The organism is Thermococcus camini, assembly GCF_904067545.1.
Taxonomy (GTDB): Archaea; Methanobacteriota_B; Thermococci; order Thermococcales; family Thermococcaceae; genus Thermococcus; species Thermococcus camini.
Genome location: NZ_LR881183.1, coordinates 1,897,831 through 1,911,448 on the forward strand (window position 1 = coordinate 1,897,831; position 13,618 = coordinate 1,911,448).

Sequence of the window (13,618 nt, forward strand, 5' to 3'; positions counted from 1 at the left end):
AGTAGCGCTCACTTGTTCATCATGAGCCTTATCCTCTCGGCGGCGTCCTTGGCCTTGTCAGAGATGTTGCTGAGGGTTCTGGCGATGTTGAGGATGTAGAAGCCGTCGCCCCAGCTCATCGAGTCGGCGTTCTCGAAGACGAGCTGCATGAGCTTCGTGTCGAGGCCGTCTATCTCCTTCTCGACGCTCTCTATCTGCCTGATTATCTCGTACTCCCGCCTTATCTCGCCCTCGGTGAAACCACTCTCTATAACGCGGTCCATCTGGACTATGGCCTCGTGGACTAGCTTTGCCGCCCTGATGCTCTCCATGCCCATCTCCAGAATTATATCCTTGGCCTCCGTCGGGACGCAGTCGGGTTTCTTGACGAGCAACCACTTCGCAGTGTCTTCGGCGGCATCTGCCACCTTGTCTTGCATGTGGAGGTATATGAGCACGTCCTCCCTCGCGACGGCCATCATGAGCTTCGAGCTGAGTGAATCCCTTATCTCCTCCTTTATCCTGTCAGCGACGTCCTCTAGCCTGTCCACCTCGATGGCAAACTCCCTCATACCCTCATAGTCGCACGCGTACCACGCCTGAAGCGCCTTCTCGAGCGTTTCAACTGTGTTGAGCACGACATCCGCGTGCTTTATCAGGGGCTTGAAGGGGCTCTTCGCGAAGAGCTTGGTCCAGACCTGCATGTTATCACCCCACGATCATCAAAACCTTGAATATGGCCGCGCTTATTATTCCAGCGACCGGAACGGTAACGAACCAGGAGATTATTATATCCCTAACGATGTCCTTGTTTATTGCCTTTACTCCCCTTGCAAGGCCTATTCCTATGACCGCACCGACGACGGTGTGAGTGGTCGAAATGGGCAGTCCAAGCCAGCTGGCGGCGAGGACGACGGTTGCCGCTGAAAAGTCGATGGTGAAGCCTCTCGTATTGGTGAGCTCGGTTATCTTCTTGCCGACCGTTTCCATAACCTTGTAACCGTATGTGGCAACACCGACCGCGATTCCAAGACCGCCCATAGCGAGTATCCACCTGGGAACGGGAACCTGCATGCCGCTCAGTCCCATCGTTGCCACCGCATAGACAGCGGCGACCGGGCCGATGGCGTTGGCAACGTCGTTGGCGCCGTGGGCAAGAGCAACGTAGCCGGAAGTGACCACCTGCGCCTTCTTGAATATCGCCTCAACGCCGATGAAGGGGTCGCTGCTCGGAAAGCGGAGCTTTATGAGAAGGTACGTTATCACGAACACGATTATGCCGAGGGGAATACCGTACATGAAAACGCCCGTCTTGAGGTCCTTTCCGTGGAGGACCTTGATGTAGAACATCGTTCCGATGACGACAAAAGCAAGTCCAATCCAGAACGGGGACCATATCCTGGCGCTCCTGACGGGGTCCTTTCTCTCGAAGATGCTCTTGGTGAAGGCCTTGAAGATGAAGTATGCCATTATGGCGCCGATTATAGGGGAGAGAATCCAGCTGAGAACCACCTGGCCCATCTTGCCCCAGTTGACTATCGCCGTTCCGGCGTAAACGATGCCGTAGCCGGCTATTCCGCCTATGATTGAATGGGTGGTCGAGACCGGCAGGCCGAACTTGGTTGCTATGATGAGCCATATCGTCGCCGCGAGCAGGGCCGCGACGGAGCCATACACGAGAACCATCGGGTCGGTTATCATCGTCGGGTCGAGAATGCCCTTCCTTATCGTCTCGGTGACGCTCTTTCCGAAGAAGTACGCGCCTGTGAACTCAAGGAAGCCAGCTATTATAACCGCCTGCTTTGGGGTTATCGCCTTGGCGCCGACGGCAGTGCTCATGGAGTTTGCGGCGTCGTTGGCACCTATCGCCCAGGCCATGGAGAATCCAAGGATCACGGTTATCAGTAGCCATACGTCCACACTCACCACCGGGAGAGGCTCGAGGGCGGCATATAAATATCTTGCCGCAGTAGAATATAGTTCCATACCCGTATCTATATAGAGACAAATAGAATAAATAGGAGCCAGGGTGCGAGTTCACGGCTCCACTCTGACGGGCTCGACCGTTATCGTGCCGTCGGCCCCCATCGAGAGTCTGACGTAGTGGTAGAAGCCACCCTGGTCAGCGGAGACGTAGAGGGGAGCGCCACCGCCGCCCGTTATGAGCATCTGAACGCCGTCCTCCTCGCCGTACCAGTACATGTGGATGTGGCTGAAGACTCCGAAGGCGTTGTACTCCTTCATCAGCCCCAGGAGCCTCTTCCCATCCGCGGGGTTCATGGCATGGTCACCGCTCGGCCTCGGGTCTATCGGCGGCGCGTGGAGAACCAGAACCGGCCTTCTGCCGGATTCCTTCGCCTTTCTGAGCTCGTTCTCGAGCCAAGTGAAGGTCCCATCGCTCAGCCCGTAGTCGTGCTCGATGTTGTTGATGATGATGTAGTAATAACCGCCCAGGGCAAAGGAGTAGTCGTCCGGACCGAAGACCATGTGGTAGACGTTTATTCCCTCACCCCTGTACTCGTGGTTGCCAGGGGCGACGAATATCGGCTTGTTCCACTTCCACTCCTTGAGAAGCTCGCCCCACTCGTCCACCTTGCCGGAGTAAACGAGGTCACCGCCATCGATAATGAACAGCCCGTCGTCCCCGTTGATCTCGTCCCGTATCCTGAGGAACACCGGTGGAAGCTCCTTCCCCCCGTCCGGCCTGTGGTCACCGAGGGCTAAAACGGTGTAATTGCCAACCTCCAGCGGAACCACGCTGAAGGAAGACTCCGAGGTCGTGAATCTGACCCACGTATCGCCGGTCTCTGCTCCAGCTGGCAGGTTCAGCACCGAGGGATTGGTGTTCTCAATAACGTAGGTGAGCTCCGCCCCGGTTCCGTCCTTGACCTCCACGCTCACGTTGAAGCCGAGGGCGTGGATATAAACGGTGGAGCCATTGACGAGCCGAATAAAGCCGCCCTTTACGGTGACGTTCTCGCCATCGACGACGCGCCAGTAGTATAGGAACGGCTCCTCGGTCCTGAAGGAGTCAAGGTACCAGCTCTCGCCGTCGTCCGGAACTCCGTTCCAGTTGTTGTCGCCTATGACCTTGACCACTATTCCCTCGAACTCGCCGCTCCTCACGACGTCATCCGTTCTAAGGGATGCCCCGTTCCTGAGGTTCATAGCGTACTCAAGGGCCGCGCCAGCGCCAGCCTTGCTGGTGCCCGTGAAAACGAAGTGAGCCTTTCCATCCTCGTTGAAGGCGGCGAAGATACCCTTGTCCTTTCCAACGAACTTGACGCCGAACTTGTAAACTATGTAGCCAAAATAGTCGTTGACCGTTATCAGTATCGGCTTTCCTCTGAGCAACTCCCTCGCATCGGCAGGGGACAGTATTGCAACCCCGCCCTCGTACTGGCTTGCGGGGAGTATCTTCGCGTCCGGGAAGTAGTGCTTGGCCAGATCCTCGTAGCCCTCACTGACGTAGACCCTGGAAACGTCCGCAAGCTCGGACCAGTCCGCGAGAACCTCACCCTTTCCGTAGGCCCCGAAGTCTATTCCGCCGGCGGGGGTGCCGGTGGTGCCCGTGTCGCTCGGCGTGCCGGTGTTCGAACTTATGCAGCCCGAGGCAAACACGATGAATACCAGAAAAATGGCAAGAGCAGCCCTTCTCATGATCTTCACCGGTAACTCCCTCGAGGGGGATGCTTAAAGTCCTTTTGATTCGTTTTTCCACCCACCACATCGTTTAAATATCCGTTCATCCAAGTCGGATCGGTGATACCATGTTCGTCGGACACTACAAAGACGTCCCCGAGAAGGACACCGGTTTTGAGGGTGTTACCATCAGGTGGCTCGTTTCTCCAAAGCTCGGAGCAAAGAACTACGCGATGCGCTACTTCGTTCTCAAGAAGGGTGCGGAGATACCGCTCCACAACCACGACTGGGAGCACGAGATATTCATCGTAAAGGGAGAGGGGATCATAACCAACGGAAACGAGGAGCACCACGTCAAGGCAGGGAACTTCCTCTACGTTCCGCCCAACGAGCCCCACGGCTACAAGGCGACCGGAGAAACGCTGGAGTTTCTATGCATAATCCCGGCCAAGAAGGAGGCAATCCCGGAGGACGAGTGGGCTTAGTGCTTGTAATGGTAAACCTTTATTTTCTTTCTCCTGAGAACGAGAAGGTCGGCTTTTCTGGACTTGGGGCGTACAGGCTCTTCCTCGAGCAGGAGCCAGGCAAGGTCGTAGGCCAGGGAAGCTATGACGACAAGGAAAAGGCCGAACACGATCAGCGGCGTGTAGTACCACACCACGCCAACCTTCGGGATGACCAGAAAGAGCTCTCCGACTATTTGGTCAGGATAAACATTCCATGGATCAATATACCTCCTGTTATCTCCACGAGTTAGGTAATAAACACTGCCATTATTATCCACCCGCATTTCAACGATTCTGTGAAGGATTTTGTATGTAGAATTGCCAATCTCAAGGCGATATAGAATAACGTCCCCCACGTGAAGCTCATCGGGAGAAACAGGTCTCGTGACCACGAGGTCGTTGGGGTTTATCTCCGGTTGCATCGAGTCAGTTAGAATGACCACGTACTGGAAGCCGAAGACGAAGTGGAGAATAACGATTAGGGCTACGAAGGAGAAAAGAAAGTAGGTTAAAAGAGAAAGGAGGTCGGGGCGCTTAGCATTCATTCAGGGCCTCCTAATCACTGCTGCGGACCCACATAAACTACTGCAACAGTGTCAAACTTGTCGAATAACTCCTCGAGAGTCGTGCCAGACGCTCCAACTGCAGACTGAAGATTAGCAGCAGTAATACTAAGCGTGTCCCCATCATTGATAGGAGTAGTGCTGAGGTCATAAGATATCTTCCCAACGTATGTATCGCCCTTGTAGAACTTAATGTACAGAGTTCCCGAGTTTAGAGAGGCCTGGCTCAGGTCAATCGTAACGTCCAACTGTGTGAGCTGATCTGGATCCGTGGAATCAACCTGCCAGTTGAAAGTAGCACTCACAACGGGATTCGGTATGTTAGACTTTCCTGCACCAATGGATTGGATATTCATGTTTATAGTCGGAACAGCCAGCGCTGCACCAACCAGCGCCAGAACGAGGGCAAGCGCCAGCGGGATTAACCTCTTCTTATTACTCCTTCTCATTCTGATTCACCCCCTAAGCTAGAGAGCTATAAAGTATGATTAAACGATAGTATAAATAGTTTTCTAAATCCAACCGGATTGGTTCACCCTTTGATATTGTAAGTTCTACAATAAAACCTAGAACCTGTTAGACATCCCCCAACAATCATTGAATACTCCTCAAGAGAGATACCTCAGCGGAGGGATATACCCTTAAGATACGTCGAACCGGCCCAATCGACCCGAACCTCCAGGAATTCGCCGGGTTCGCCGGAATCGAGGATTATATCCTTGTAGTTGAACGTCCTGCCCTCTACTCCACCCTTCTTCCCTTCGCCGTGAACGAGTACCTCAACGGTCCTCCCAACGTAGGCGCGGTTAATCTCGTAGGCTATCCCGAGGCGAAGCCTGTGAAGCTCCCTTGAGCGCTCCTTGACCTTCCAGCCCGGCAGTTGCTTCCACTTGGCCGCTATCGTTCCGGGCCGAGGCGAGTAGCGTGAAACGTTGATTTTATCGGGTCTAACGCGCTTCACAAGCTCTACAGTGTTCCTGAAGGCCTCATCCGTTTCCCCGGGAAAGCCAACTATTATGTCCGTATTGAGGTTTAAATCACGAACTTTCCCACGAAATGTTCGAACTATATCTTCAAACTCTTCCGCAGTGTACGTTCTCCCCATTCTCCTCAGAACCTCATCGTCGCCGCTCTGAACGGGCAGGTGGAGGAAGCGGTATATCTTCTCATCGGTGTAGGCATCAACGAGCTCGTCGAGGAACTTGAGGACGTGGTTGGGGTTCATCATGCCGACCCTGACCCTGAAATCGCCCTCGATAGCCGTTATCTCGTCGAGGAGCTTAGCGAGGTTCGTGCCGATGTCGAAGCCGTAGCATCCGGTGTCCTCGCTCGACAGCTGTATCTCCTTGTATCCCCTGGCGAGGGCCTCTTTCACCCACCTGACGACGAGCTCGGGCTTGTAGCTCCTGAGAACACCCCTTGCAAAGCGCGTTGCGCAGTAGGTGCAGGCGTTGAGGCAGCCCTCGCTTATCGGAACGACGAAGGCAACGCCGTTTTTCCAGAGGCGAGGGAGTTCGAGCTTGTCTATGCTCTTCTCGCGCCAGCCCTCGACGCTCACCAGCTTCTCGCCGCGCTCGGCGGTTTCAATGGCCTCTGCTATCCTGTCTATGCTCTTCACCCCAAGAATCCCGGAGACGCGGGGGTCTATGGCCTCAGGATTGACGTGAACGAGACAGCCGGTGGCGATGACTTTTTTCCCGGAATCAAGGAGCTCTTTTATTCTCTCGCGCATGTGCTTCTCGGTGGGGTCTTTCACCGCACAGGTATTCACGACCACGTAGTCGGCGCTTTCCGGGGTCTCGGCTAACTCATGACCAGAGCTAACCAGAATCGCTTCCATCATCTCAGCATCGGCCCTGTTCCTCGTGCATCCGTAGGTCTCAACGTGAACCCTTACCATCGGAGGGCGCTCTGGGAAGGGGTTTAAAAACGTTTAGAAAGAAACTAAAAGTTAGCCGACATAAAGAATCAGGACATTGCTCTGCTCGTTGATAAGGCGGAGGTTCACGTTCTCAACCCCTGGTGGATAGTCAAGAGGTTCATAGGGATAAGCAAAGTAGAGAAGAACCAGCCGATGCATACCGTTTTTAGGCACATTTATGCTCAGGGGGATTGAAACGATCTCATTCCTGTAGAGATAGCCAAAGTAAACGGTTCTGTTTCCAATGGGGACCTGCTTGTAATCTAAGAGTTGAACAAGAGCAAAGGTTTGAAGGTTATCTTGCGTGTTGCCCACCACAGCGAAGTAAGGGAGGGTTAAATCTGCCTTCAAAGAAGCCTTATACCAAACCGTATTATCACAGGGTTTTTCCGTTAGGAGAAGGTACGCATCTAGCCCAGTATTGTTTCTTGTGCATACTGACGGATGTTCAAAAGAAGGGAGCTCTAGTATTGGATTTCCAGAGATGAGCTGAAGCCTGAAACCATAGAGGAGGTGAGGATCCTGTTCCTCGGTTGAGTACGGGCTTGGAAAAACCCCGACGAAAACGTCGTGCCATCCTTCTGAGATATTGGGAATCTCAAACTTAAAGAACCTATACTCCATGTCCCCAAGAACTACATGGTGAGTAATGTTAAGCGTTCCGTTGAGATAAAAGGGAACCTCCCGGTAGTCTAGAAGGATAAAAACAATGTAGTCGTTCCCTTTTGCATTTGCAAGAAGAATATACCCTGAGAATGATCCGTTGATGTGGTGAACTGCTTTTTTGAAAATCCCATCTGGATAGCTTGGTTTGGAGTAGAGACCGAAGCCGAAATAGTCCGGTCTGGACTTCATAAGTTCCTCTAGAGAATAATTCCCTCCAGCAGGAATTTCATTTGAGGAGGAAGACTGGGGTGAAAATATGTCAGAAGAAGTTGCCTCAGAACCTTTCTCCTGAAGATCCCCAGTTTCCGTATGATGCATGTTATAAGCGAGAAAACCAATCAGCACTGTCCCAATCAAAAAAATGACAATAAGGAGATTACGTCCCATTGACAACTTCACCTCGATACGCTGACAGTTAAAGTGGGATACCAGTTTTGAAATCTTGCGTCTTCAAACCAGTGGTGGGTCGTTGCAAGATATCTCTCATAATGGGCCCTTTCACTCCAGAGATCACTCACGTACCAGTCGTTCCAATCATCATGTCTACCTCTGTGGACAACGTGCCATCCCAAGTCATAATAGGCCTTTACAGTACTCTCGAGACCAATGTGATCAATGTTGAAGGGATGACGGTCTTTTGTCCGGGATTCAGAATAGGCAGAGAAGTAAACAGTCTTTCTGAAAATTCCCTTGATATATATAGTGGCACTGGCTTTCCATATAACGGTTGTAGATGTGGAAAGGGGTGTCATAAATTTGTCCTTTGCTAGAACTGGAATCTTTGTCATACTTTCAGTAGTAGCTAAGACTAAACTACTACTTAAAACTACAAAAAAAACAATCCCCAACATTATGTACTTAACACGGTGGCCCATTTAGGAACCACCAGATATAATGACGTATTAAATATATTTAAAGATTTCGTAAGGTATAAAAATCACCCAATGACTCCAACTCCTATCTCAACGTATCAAGACAAAATCAAACAAAGCTCACCATACTTAGAGCATGAAGAGCGCCACGAAGAGGAATACGCCAACTCTCAGCAACGTCTTCTTTATCCAATGGTAAGGCCGGTTGTAGTGCCTCATAACCGGGAAAGAAAGAGCACAGACAATTAGGGCCGGGGCGAGTGAGGATAGGGCCGTGAAGGCAACGTCCGGGAGATATCGGTCAGCTCAGATAGTGTCGAAGAAGGCTACCATCCGGTAGAGCATGATAAGTGAGAGAAGAACCAGAAACCCAACTATAACCACGTCATCGCAGACTCTTGTCCATGAGATCACCAAGAGACTTTGAGCTAAGGTATTAAAAACGTCTTGCGGGCAAGGGTAAGAATAAGAGGGAAAGGAAATCAGATGACTTCGCCGAAGGCGAACTTCCTCTTGACCGAGTTAATGACGATCTCGACCTCGTCGCCGACCTGAGTGTTCGGGACGAAGATAACGAAGCCCTTTATCTTGGCGATACCATCGCCACCCTTTCCAAGGCTCTCGATCCTAACTCTATACCTTTCTCCAACCTTAACAGGGGCTTCGTAGCCACCGCCAAATCCATCTCCATACATATCCAACACCAACTCTTTCAACTTTCAGGGCCCTTCAGGGAAAACTCCGAGAAGAGTCCCATTGGGAACTCATCTCGAGGGTATATAAAGCTTTGGGTGTATTTTAAGACCCCAAAGTCATTAAAATGCCGTTTCAGACCATAGGAGGACACTGATGCGGGATTTTCCAGAAATCCCGCGCTTCCAACCAGCAACCATGGCGGGCTTCAGCGCCGATGTCGACAGGCAGGTAATTAACCTTTGGTTAACAACAAAGCGTTAGATACCTTTGTTTTCAATTCTAAGCTTCAAAAAACCCTTTTAAGAGAATTTTTTCTATGTTAAGCGGAAATCCGGGAAAATGAAGCCGATATAGGGTTGTAAACCAAAAGTGGGGGGACGCACAATGGGTTTCATTCCTGTATTCATTTGGTCATTCGTGCTCTGGCTTGTACTGACAGCGGGCAGCAAGGGTATGCTGTGGAGTCCAGAAGAGCTCGTCGCAGGGGTGGTGTTCTCGGGGATAATCGCTTTCACGACGAAGGATGTCATAGGTGAGAAGGCATCCCGCTTCCTCAACCCGGCAAAGTGGGTCGGCTTTGTGGTTTACTCCATCGGCCCGCTCTTCTGGAGCATGGTCAGGGCAAACCTCGACGTTGCCTACCGCGTCATAACCGGCAGGATAAAGCCCGGAATAGTCCGCGTCCCGGTTGACCTCGAAAACGACGCCCAGTACACGATCCTCAGCAACTCGATAACCCTCACCCCCGGAACGCTCACGATAGATGCCCGTCCGGAGGAGAAGGCCCTCTACGTCCACTGGATAAACGTGACCGAGAAGGAGCCAGCTAATTCTGAGGTCATAGCGGGTTCATTCGAAAAATGGGCGAGGAGGCTGGGAAGATGATAGCACCGGAGTTCTTCTATGCGGCCGTCATAGTCATGATTGGAGCATTCCTGGCTCTGCTCAGGGTGTTCTTCGGACCGAGCGTACCTGATAGGGTCGTTGGAGTGGACACCCTCAACACGCTGATCGTTGCCGGAATGGTTCTCCTCGGAGCTGCCTACGACAGAACGATATACATCGATATCGCCATCGTTTACGCCCTTCTGAGCTACGTGGGAACCCTGGCCATAGCCAAATACCTCCAGGGGGGATTGGAATGAGCGCGGTCACCTACGTCATCTACGCATTCCTCACGATAAACATAGTCTTCAACCTGCTGGGCAGCTTCTCGCTCCACAGGTTCCCGGACGTCTACACAAGGCTCCACGGAGCGACCAAGTGCACCACCTTTGGCACTATCTTCGCGGTTCTGGCGGTGGTGGTTCACGCCGCCTACCAGCTCCACCTCACCGGCGACCCCAAGTACCTTCAGATGGCGCTTCACAGCCTCGTTGCACTGATAGCGCTCCTCCTCACAAACCCGACAGGAGCGCACGCGATAGCCAAGGCGGCCCATCTGAGCGGCTACAAGCCGGCCAAAGCCGTCATTGACGCGTACGAGGACAAGCTCAGGGGTGGTGCCGAATGAACGCCCTTTCGATGGACATGGTCATACAGTTCGGAATACTCCTCGGCGTGCTGGTAGCGGCCTACATCACGATAACCATGCGCGACCTGCTCAGCGCGGCCATCGCTTCGGCAGCCATGAGCCTGCTTCTCAGCCTGGAGTTTTACATGCTCCACGCGCCGGATGTTGCGATAGCCGAGGCCGCGGTCGGAGCCGGCGTCGTTACGGCCATAGTCGTGTATGGAATTGCCAAAACGGAGAGATGGGAGCGTGAGGGACCATGAAGAGGACTTTCGGAGCTCTCGCACTGCTGTTCCTCCTCGGAGTGCTGCTCGTCGTTGCGAGCCCTTCAACAGGAATAAAGTTCGGCCTCGGCGGGGACGAGTGGACGAAGTACCGCTACACCGACCAGTACTACATAGACCACGGCCTTGAGGAGGTCGGCGGAACCAACATAGTCACCGACATAGTGTTCGACTACCGTGGCTACGATACCCTTGGAGAGGCTACCGTTCTCTTCACTGCAATAGCAGGAGCTGTGGCTCTGCTAAGGCCCTGGAGGAGGGATGAAGAATGAACCGCCGTTCGGCGCAGAGTGACATGGGACTGATCGTTAAGACCACCGCGAGGGCCACCATCCCGCTCATAGGAATCTTCGGCGCCTACATAGTTTCCCACGGTCATCTCACGCCAGGAGGCGGCTTCCAGGGTGGAGCGACCATAGCGGGAGCCGGGATACTGTTCCTCATAGCCTTCGGGCTGGGCGAGATGAAGAGGCGCTACAACCACCACCTCTACTCGGCCCTCGAGGGTCTCGGCGGCCTGGTATTCCTCGGTGCGGCGATGCTCGGACTGGGGGTTGCGTTCTTCTACAACACGCTGTGGCACAACGGGCCGGTCTTCAACGGCCAGCCGGGAACGCTGCTCTCTGCCGGATACCTGCCGGTAATGAACCTCGCCGTGGGACTGAAGGTCTTCGCGGGACTGGTCAGCGCGATGGTGGCTATAGCAGCGTACAGGAGGTGGAACGAATGATACCGTTCCAGTTCATCACGGCGTTCCTGCTAATAGCCATGGGAATCTACGCCCTCCTCTACAAGAGGAACCTCATCAAGCTCATACTGGCCCTCAACATCATAGATGCAGGCATCCACCTGCTCCTCATAAGCTTCGGATACCGCATAGAGGCTGGCCAGATACCGACGGCGCCAATCTACACGGGCTACGAGACCGTAAAGAGCGCCATGGTCGCCCCGATTCCGCAGGCGCTTACGCTCACCAGCATAGTCATCGGAGTCTGCGTTCTCTCGCTGGCGATGGCCCTCACGGTGAACGCCTACAGGCACTACGGAAGCCTCGACGTTAACAAGCTCAGGAGGTTGAGAGGATGAACGGGCTGATCCCATACCTCATCATAGCCCCGCTCCTTGGAGCGTTCGCACTGCCCATAGTGGGCCTCGCGGGAAGGAAGGCCAGGGGGGCCTGGGCGATATTCATAACCGGCATCACCCTCGGCGTCGCGGCCGGACTGTTCAAAGAAGTCTGGGAGAGCGGCGAGATACTCGTCTACACCCTTGGAGCGAAGAGCCCCCTTGGAAACGGCGTTCCGTTCCCGATAAGGATAGTCTGGGAGGTCGACCTGCTGGGCGCGCTCTTCGCCCTGATGGTGGCATTCATAACCTTCGTGGCCGTGCTCTACTCCAGCGAATACATGAAGCACGACACGGGGCTTGAGAAGTACTATGCCCTGGTCCTCGTCCTCGAGGTCGGCATGCTCGGCATAGCGGTAACCGGCGACCTGTTCAACTTCTACGTCTTCCTGGAGATAATGAGCATAGCGAGCTACGCGCTGGTGGCGTTTAGAAACGACACCTGGGAGGGCATCGAGGCGGGCATAAAGTACATGTTCGTCGGCTCCCTCGCCAGCTCGTTCATCCTCCTCGGCATAGTGCTCCTCTACGGCCAGTACGGAACGCTGACGATGGCATATCTGGCCAAGATGATAGCCGAGAACCCGACATTTACAGCAAAGGTGGCCCTCGGTCTCCTCGCGGGCGGACTGCTCTTCAAGAGCGGCGCCGTTCCGGTGCACATGTGGCTCGCAGACGCACACCCGGCCGCCCCGAGCTCGATAAGTGCGATGCTCTCTGGCCTCGTCATCAAGATAGGGGGAACCTACGCCCTGGCGAGGCTCGCCTTCAGCGTCTTCAGCGCCGGAATCAGCACCAGAACGGTCGGCTGGATAATCATATTCTTCGCCTGCGTGACCCTCATAGTCGGAAACGCGATGGCGGTGATACAGACCGACATGAAGAGGCTCTTCGCCTTCTCCAGCGTCGGCCAGATCGGCTACATCCTTCTCGGCATAGGAATTGGCCTCGCCGCGTACGGAAGCGACGTCGGCCAGGTTGCCCTTGCCGGAGCGATATACCACACCGTGAATCACGCGATAATGAAGGCCCTCCTGTTCCTCGTCGCGGGAGCGGTCATACACGGGCTCGGAACCAAGAACCTCAACGAGCTGAGCGGAATAGCCAGAAAGATGCCGGTCACGAGCTTCGCCTTCCTGGTCGGTGCGGCCGCGATAATCGGCCTCCCGCCGCTCAACGGCTTCGCGAGCAAGTGGCTCATCTACGAGAGCTCGGCGCTCTTCAACCCGTTCCTCGCGGCAGTAGCCGTCATAGGCACGGCCTTCTGTACCGCCGCCTACATCAGGGTGCTCTTCACGTTCTTCGGAAGGCCGAGCGAGAGGGTCATGAATGCCAGCGAGCCAGGGAAGGCCATGCTTGTGCCGATGCTCATACTGGTGGCGGCAATAATCGTCATGGGACTCTTCCCATGGGCCATAAGCGACAAGGTCATGCTTCCGGCGGCAAAGACTCTGGAGAACATAGGTGCCTACGTTTCGGCGGTGCTGGGGGGTGCGTGAAATGTTTGGCTACTGGGATGCACTCTACTTCGTTTACGTCTTTGCCATAGGCCTGCTCATCTCGTACGCCCTCTACAAGTGGGCCGAGAGGTCAAGCACGGGAACGAGGAGAACCGGCGATGGAACGAAGATATTCCTCAGCGGTGAGGATCAGGACGAGGTTATTCCACAGTTCGAGCACTTCCAGGGCTACGTCACAGGGAGGCACGTCATGTGGGGCCTCATAAGGGGAATCCACAGGATGTTTCTCATCTTCCGCAGGGAGCACACCGGGCTGCTGAGCGACTACATCAGCTACCTGCTCGTCACGACCGCGATAATTGTGGGAGCGCTGATAGTGTGGGGATGAGGA

The 13,618-nt window shown here is 54.0% G+C and carries 19 protein-coding genes; 10 read left to right on the forward strand and 9 right to left on the reverse strand.

Annotation, left to right across the window (positions count from 1 at the left end; all coding sequences use genetic code 11):
* Positions 1–8: 8 nt before the first annotated feature.
* The 3 genes from TIRI35C_RS10370 to TIRI35C_RS10380 all read right to left on the reverse strand — a co-directional run bounded on the left by TIRI35C_RS10370 (position 9) and on the right by TIRI35C_RS10380 (position 3,639).
* Complete coding sequence (locus tag TIRI35C_RS10370; RefSeq protein WP_188202770.1) at positions 9–683, reverse strand: TIGR00153 family protein; 675 nt, start codon at positions 681–683, stop codon at positions 9–11.
* A 4-nt stretch (positions 684–687) separates the two neighbouring features.
* The gene (locus tag TIRI35C_RS10375; protein WP_394354779.1) at positions 688–1,857 is read right to left on the reverse strand and encodes an inorganic phosphate transporter; all 1,170 of its coding nucleotides are present in this window, start codon (positions 1,855–1,857) and stop codon (positions 688–690) included.
* A 159-nt stretch (positions 1,858–2,016) separates the two neighbouring features.
* Complete coding sequence (locus TIRI35C_RS10380) at positions 2,017–3,639, reverse strand: metallophosphoesterase family protein (RefSeq protein ID WP_188203237.1); 1,623 nt, start codon at positions 3,637–3,639, stop codon at positions 2,017–2,019.
* Between the two features lie 110 nt (positions 3,640–3,749).
* Here TIRI35C_RS10380 and TIRI35C_RS10385 point away from each other — a divergent pair, with 110 nt between their 5' ends.
* On the forward strand, positions 3,750–4,106 hold the full coding sequence (locus tag TIRI35C_RS10385; protein ID WP_188202772.1) for a cupin domain-containing protein: 357 nt from the start codon (positions 3,750–3,752) through the stop codon (positions 4,104–4,106).
* Here TIRI35C_RS10385 and TIRI35C_RS10390 read toward each other — a convergent pair.
* The 6 genes from TIRI35C_RS10390 to TIRI35C_RS10415 all read right to left on the reverse strand — a co-directional run bounded on the left by TIRI35C_RS10390 (position 4,103) and on the right by TIRI35C_RS10415 (position 8,844).
* Complete coding sequence (locus TIRI35C_RS10390; protein WP_188202773.1) at positions 4,103–4,672, reverse strand: signal peptidase I; 570 nt, start codon at positions 4,670–4,672, stop codon at positions 4,103–4,105. The genes TIRI35C_RS10385 and TIRI35C_RS10390 overlap by 4 nt on opposite strands.
* A gap of 14 nt (positions 4,673–4,686) precedes the next feature.
* Positions 4,687–5,139 (reverse strand): hypothetical protein, encoded by a 453-nt coding sequence (locus TIRI35C_RS10395; protein ID WP_188202774.1) that lies wholly within the window; start codon positions 5,137–5,139, stop codon positions 4,687–4,689.
* 173 nt (positions 5,140–5,312) lie between these two features.
* Complete coding sequence (locus TIRI35C_RS10400; RefSeq protein WP_188202775.1) at positions 5,313–6,590, reverse strand: tRNA (N(6)-L-threonylcarbamoyladenosine(37)-C(2))-methylthiotransferase; 1,278 nt, start codon at positions 6,588–6,590, stop codon at positions 5,313–5,315.
* A gap of 51 nt (positions 6,591–6,641) precedes the next feature.
* Positions 6,642–7,664 (reverse strand): hypothetical protein, encoded by a 1,023-nt coding sequence (locus tag TIRI35C_RS10405; RefSeq protein ID WP_188202776.1) that lies wholly within the window; start codon positions 7,662–7,664, stop codon positions 6,642–6,644.
* A gap of 8 nt (positions 7,665–7,672) precedes the next feature.
* Positions 7,673–8,152, reverse strand: coding sequence for a hypothetical protein (locus TIRI35C_RS10410; protein ID WP_188202777.1), 480 nt, complete (start codon positions 8,150–8,152; stop codon positions 7,673–7,675).
* Positions 8,153–8,631: 479 nt separating this feature from the next.
* Positions 8,632–8,844: a TRAM domain-containing protein gene (locus TIRI35C_RS10415; RefSeq protein WP_014013099.1), complete on the reverse strand. Its 213-nt coding sequence runs from the start codon at positions 8,842–8,844 to the stop codon at positions 8,632–8,634.
* Between the two features lie 385 nt (positions 8,845–9,229).
* On the opposite strand from TIRI35C_RS10415, the gene TIRI35C_RS10420 reads away from it, so the two are divergent.
* Genes TIRI35C_RS10420 through TIRI35C_RS10460 form a run of 9 tightly spaced genes read left to right on the forward strand, consistent with a single transcriptional unit; the run spans position 9,230 to position 13,615 of the window.
* A complete protein-coding gene (locus tag TIRI35C_RS10420; protein WP_188202778.1) occupies positions 9,230–9,730 on the forward strand; it encodes a monovalent cation/H+ antiporter subunit E in 501 nt (166 codons plus the stop codon).
* Positions 9,727–9,990 (forward strand): cation:proton antiporter, encoded by a 264-nt coding sequence (locus tag TIRI35C_RS10425; RefSeq protein ID WP_048056655.1) that lies wholly within the window; start codon positions 9,727–9,729, stop codon positions 9,988–9,990. Before TIRI35C_RS10420 ends, TIRI35C_RS10425 begins: the two co-directional genes overlap by 4 nt.
* Positions 9,987–10,358, forward strand: a complete 372-nt coding sequence (gene mnhG, locus TIRI35C_RS10430; protein WP_058938998.1) for a monovalent cation/H(+) antiporter subunit G — start codon at positions 9,987–9,989, stop codon at positions 10,356–10,358. The genes TIRI35C_RS10425 and mnhG overlap by 4 nt, the downstream gene beginning before the upstream one ends.
* Positions 10,355–10,621: a DUF4040 domain-containing protein gene (locus TIRI35C_RS10435; RefSeq protein ID WP_058938999.1), complete on the forward strand. Its 267-nt coding sequence runs from the start codon at positions 10,355–10,357 to the stop codon at positions 10,619–10,621. The genes mnhG and TIRI35C_RS10435 overlap by 4 nt, the downstream gene beginning before the upstream one ends.
* Positions 10,618–10,914 (forward strand): hydrogen gas-evolving membrane-bound hydrogenase subunit E, encoded by a 297-nt coding sequence (gene mbhE, locus TIRI35C_RS10440; protein ID WP_188202779.1) that lies wholly within the window; start codon positions 10,618–10,620, stop codon positions 10,912–10,914. Before TIRI35C_RS10435 ends, mbhE begins: the two co-directional genes overlap by 4 nt.
* A complete protein-coding gene (locus TIRI35C_RS10445) occupies positions 10,911–11,372 on the forward strand; it encodes a Na(+)/H(+) antiporter subunit B (protein WP_246454772.1) in 462 nt (153 codons plus the stop codon). Before mbhE ends, TIRI35C_RS10445 begins: the two co-directional genes overlap by 4 nt.
* A complete protein-coding gene (locus tag TIRI35C_RS10450; RefSeq protein WP_167892824.1) occupies positions 11,369–11,728 on the forward strand; it encodes an NADH-quinone oxidoreductase subunit K in 360 nt (119 codons plus the stop codon). The genes TIRI35C_RS10445 and TIRI35C_RS10450 overlap by 4 nt, the downstream gene beginning before the upstream one ends.
* Positions 11,725–13,266 carry a proton-conducting transporter transmembrane domain-containing protein gene (locus TIRI35C_RS10455; RefSeq protein ID WP_188202780.1) on the forward strand — a complete coding sequence of 514 codons (1,542 nt, stop codon included), beginning with the start codon at positions 11,725–11,727 and terminating at the stop codon, positions 13,264–13,266. The genes TIRI35C_RS10450 and TIRI35C_RS10455 overlap by 4 nt, the downstream gene beginning before the upstream one ends.
* Before the next feature lies 1 nt (position 13,267).
* Complete coding sequence (locus tag TIRI35C_RS10460; protein ID WP_188202781.1) at positions 13,268–13,615, forward strand: hydrogenase; 348 nt, start codon at positions 13,268–13,270, stop codon at positions 13,613–13,615.
* Positions 13,616–13,618 lie beyond the last annotated feature (3 nt).

Excerpts from the sequence above, each read along its gene's own strand:
- TIRI35C_RS10395 (WP_188202774.1), bottom strand. The coding sequence starts at position 5,139 with ATGAGAAGGAGTAATAAGAAGAGGTTAATCCCGCTGGCGCTTGCCCTC.
- TIRI35C_RS10380 (WP_188203237.1), bottom strand. The coding sequence starts at position 3,639 with ATGAGAAGGGCTGCTCTTGCCATTTTTCTGGTATTCATCGTGTTTGCC.
- mbhE (WP_188202779.1), top strand. The coding sequence starts at position 10,618 with ATGAAGAGGACTTTCGGAGCTCTCGCACTGCTGTTCCTCCTCGGAGTG.
- TIRI35C_RS10415 (WP_014013099.1), bottom strand. The coding sequence starts at position 8,844 with ATGTATGGAGATGGATTTGGCGGTGGCTACGAAGCCCCTGTTAAGGTT.
- TIRI35C_RS10410 (WP_188202777.1), bottom strand. The coding sequence starts at position 8,152 with ATGGGCCACCGTGTTAAGTACATAATGTTGGGGATTGTTTTTTTTGTA.
- mnhG (WP_058938998.1), top strand. The coding sequence starts at position 9,987 with ATGAGCGCGGTCACCTACGTCATCTACGCATTCCTCACGATAAACATA.
- TIRI35C_RS10420 (WP_188202778.1), top strand. The coding sequence starts at position 9,230 with ATGGGTTTCATTCCTGTATTCATTTGGTCATTCGTGCTCTGGCTTGTA.
- TIRI35C_RS10370 (WP_188202770.1), bottom strand. The coding sequence starts at position 683 with ATGCAGGTCTGGACCAAGCTCTTCGCGAAGAGCCCCTTCAAGCCCCTG.
- TIRI35C_RS10385 (WP_188202772.1), top strand. The coding sequence starts at position 3,750 with ATGTTCGTCGGACACTACAAAGACGTCCCCGAGAAGGACACCGGTTTT.
- TIRI35C_RS10445 (WP_246454772.1), top strand. The coding sequence starts at position 10,911 with ATGAACCGCCGTTCGGCGCAGAGTGACATGGGACTGATCGTTAAGACC.
- TIRI35C_RS10450 (WP_167892824.1), top strand. The coding sequence starts at position 11,369 with ATGATACCGTTCCAGTTCATCACGGCGTTCCTGCTAATAGCCATGGGA.
- TIRI35C_RS10405 (WP_188202776.1), bottom strand. The coding sequence starts at position 7,664 with ATGGGACGTAATCTCCTTATTGTCATTTTTTTGATTGGGACAGTGCTG.
- TIRI35C_RS10455 (WP_188202780.1), top strand. The coding sequence starts at position 11,725 with ATGAACGGGCTGATCCCATACCTCATCATAGCCCCGCTCCTTGGAGCG.
- TIRI35C_RS10460 (WP_188202781.1), top strand. The coding sequence starts at position 13,268 with ATGTTTGGCTACTGGGATGCACTCTACTTCGTTTACGTCTTTGCCATA.
- TIRI35C_RS10400 (WP_188202775.1), bottom strand. The coding sequence starts at position 6,590 with ATGGTAAGGGTTCACGTTGAGACCTACGGATGCACGAGGAACAGGGCC.
- TIRI35C_RS10435 (WP_058938999.1), top strand. The coding sequence starts at position 10,355 with ATGAACGCCCTTTCGATGGACATGGTCATACAGTTCGGAATACTCCTC.
- TIRI35C_RS10390 (WP_188202773.1), bottom strand. The coding sequence starts at position 4,672 with ATGAATGCTAAGCGCCCCGACCTCCTTTCTCTTTTAACCTACTTTCTT.
- TIRI35C_RS10375 (WP_394354779.1), bottom strand. The coding sequence starts at position 1,857 with ATGGCCTGGGCGATAGGTGCCAACGACGCCGCAAACTCCATGAGCACT.
- TIRI35C_RS10425 (WP_048056655.1), top strand. The coding sequence starts at position 9,727 with ATGATAGCACCGGAGTTCTTCTATGCGGCCGTCATAGTCATGATTGGA.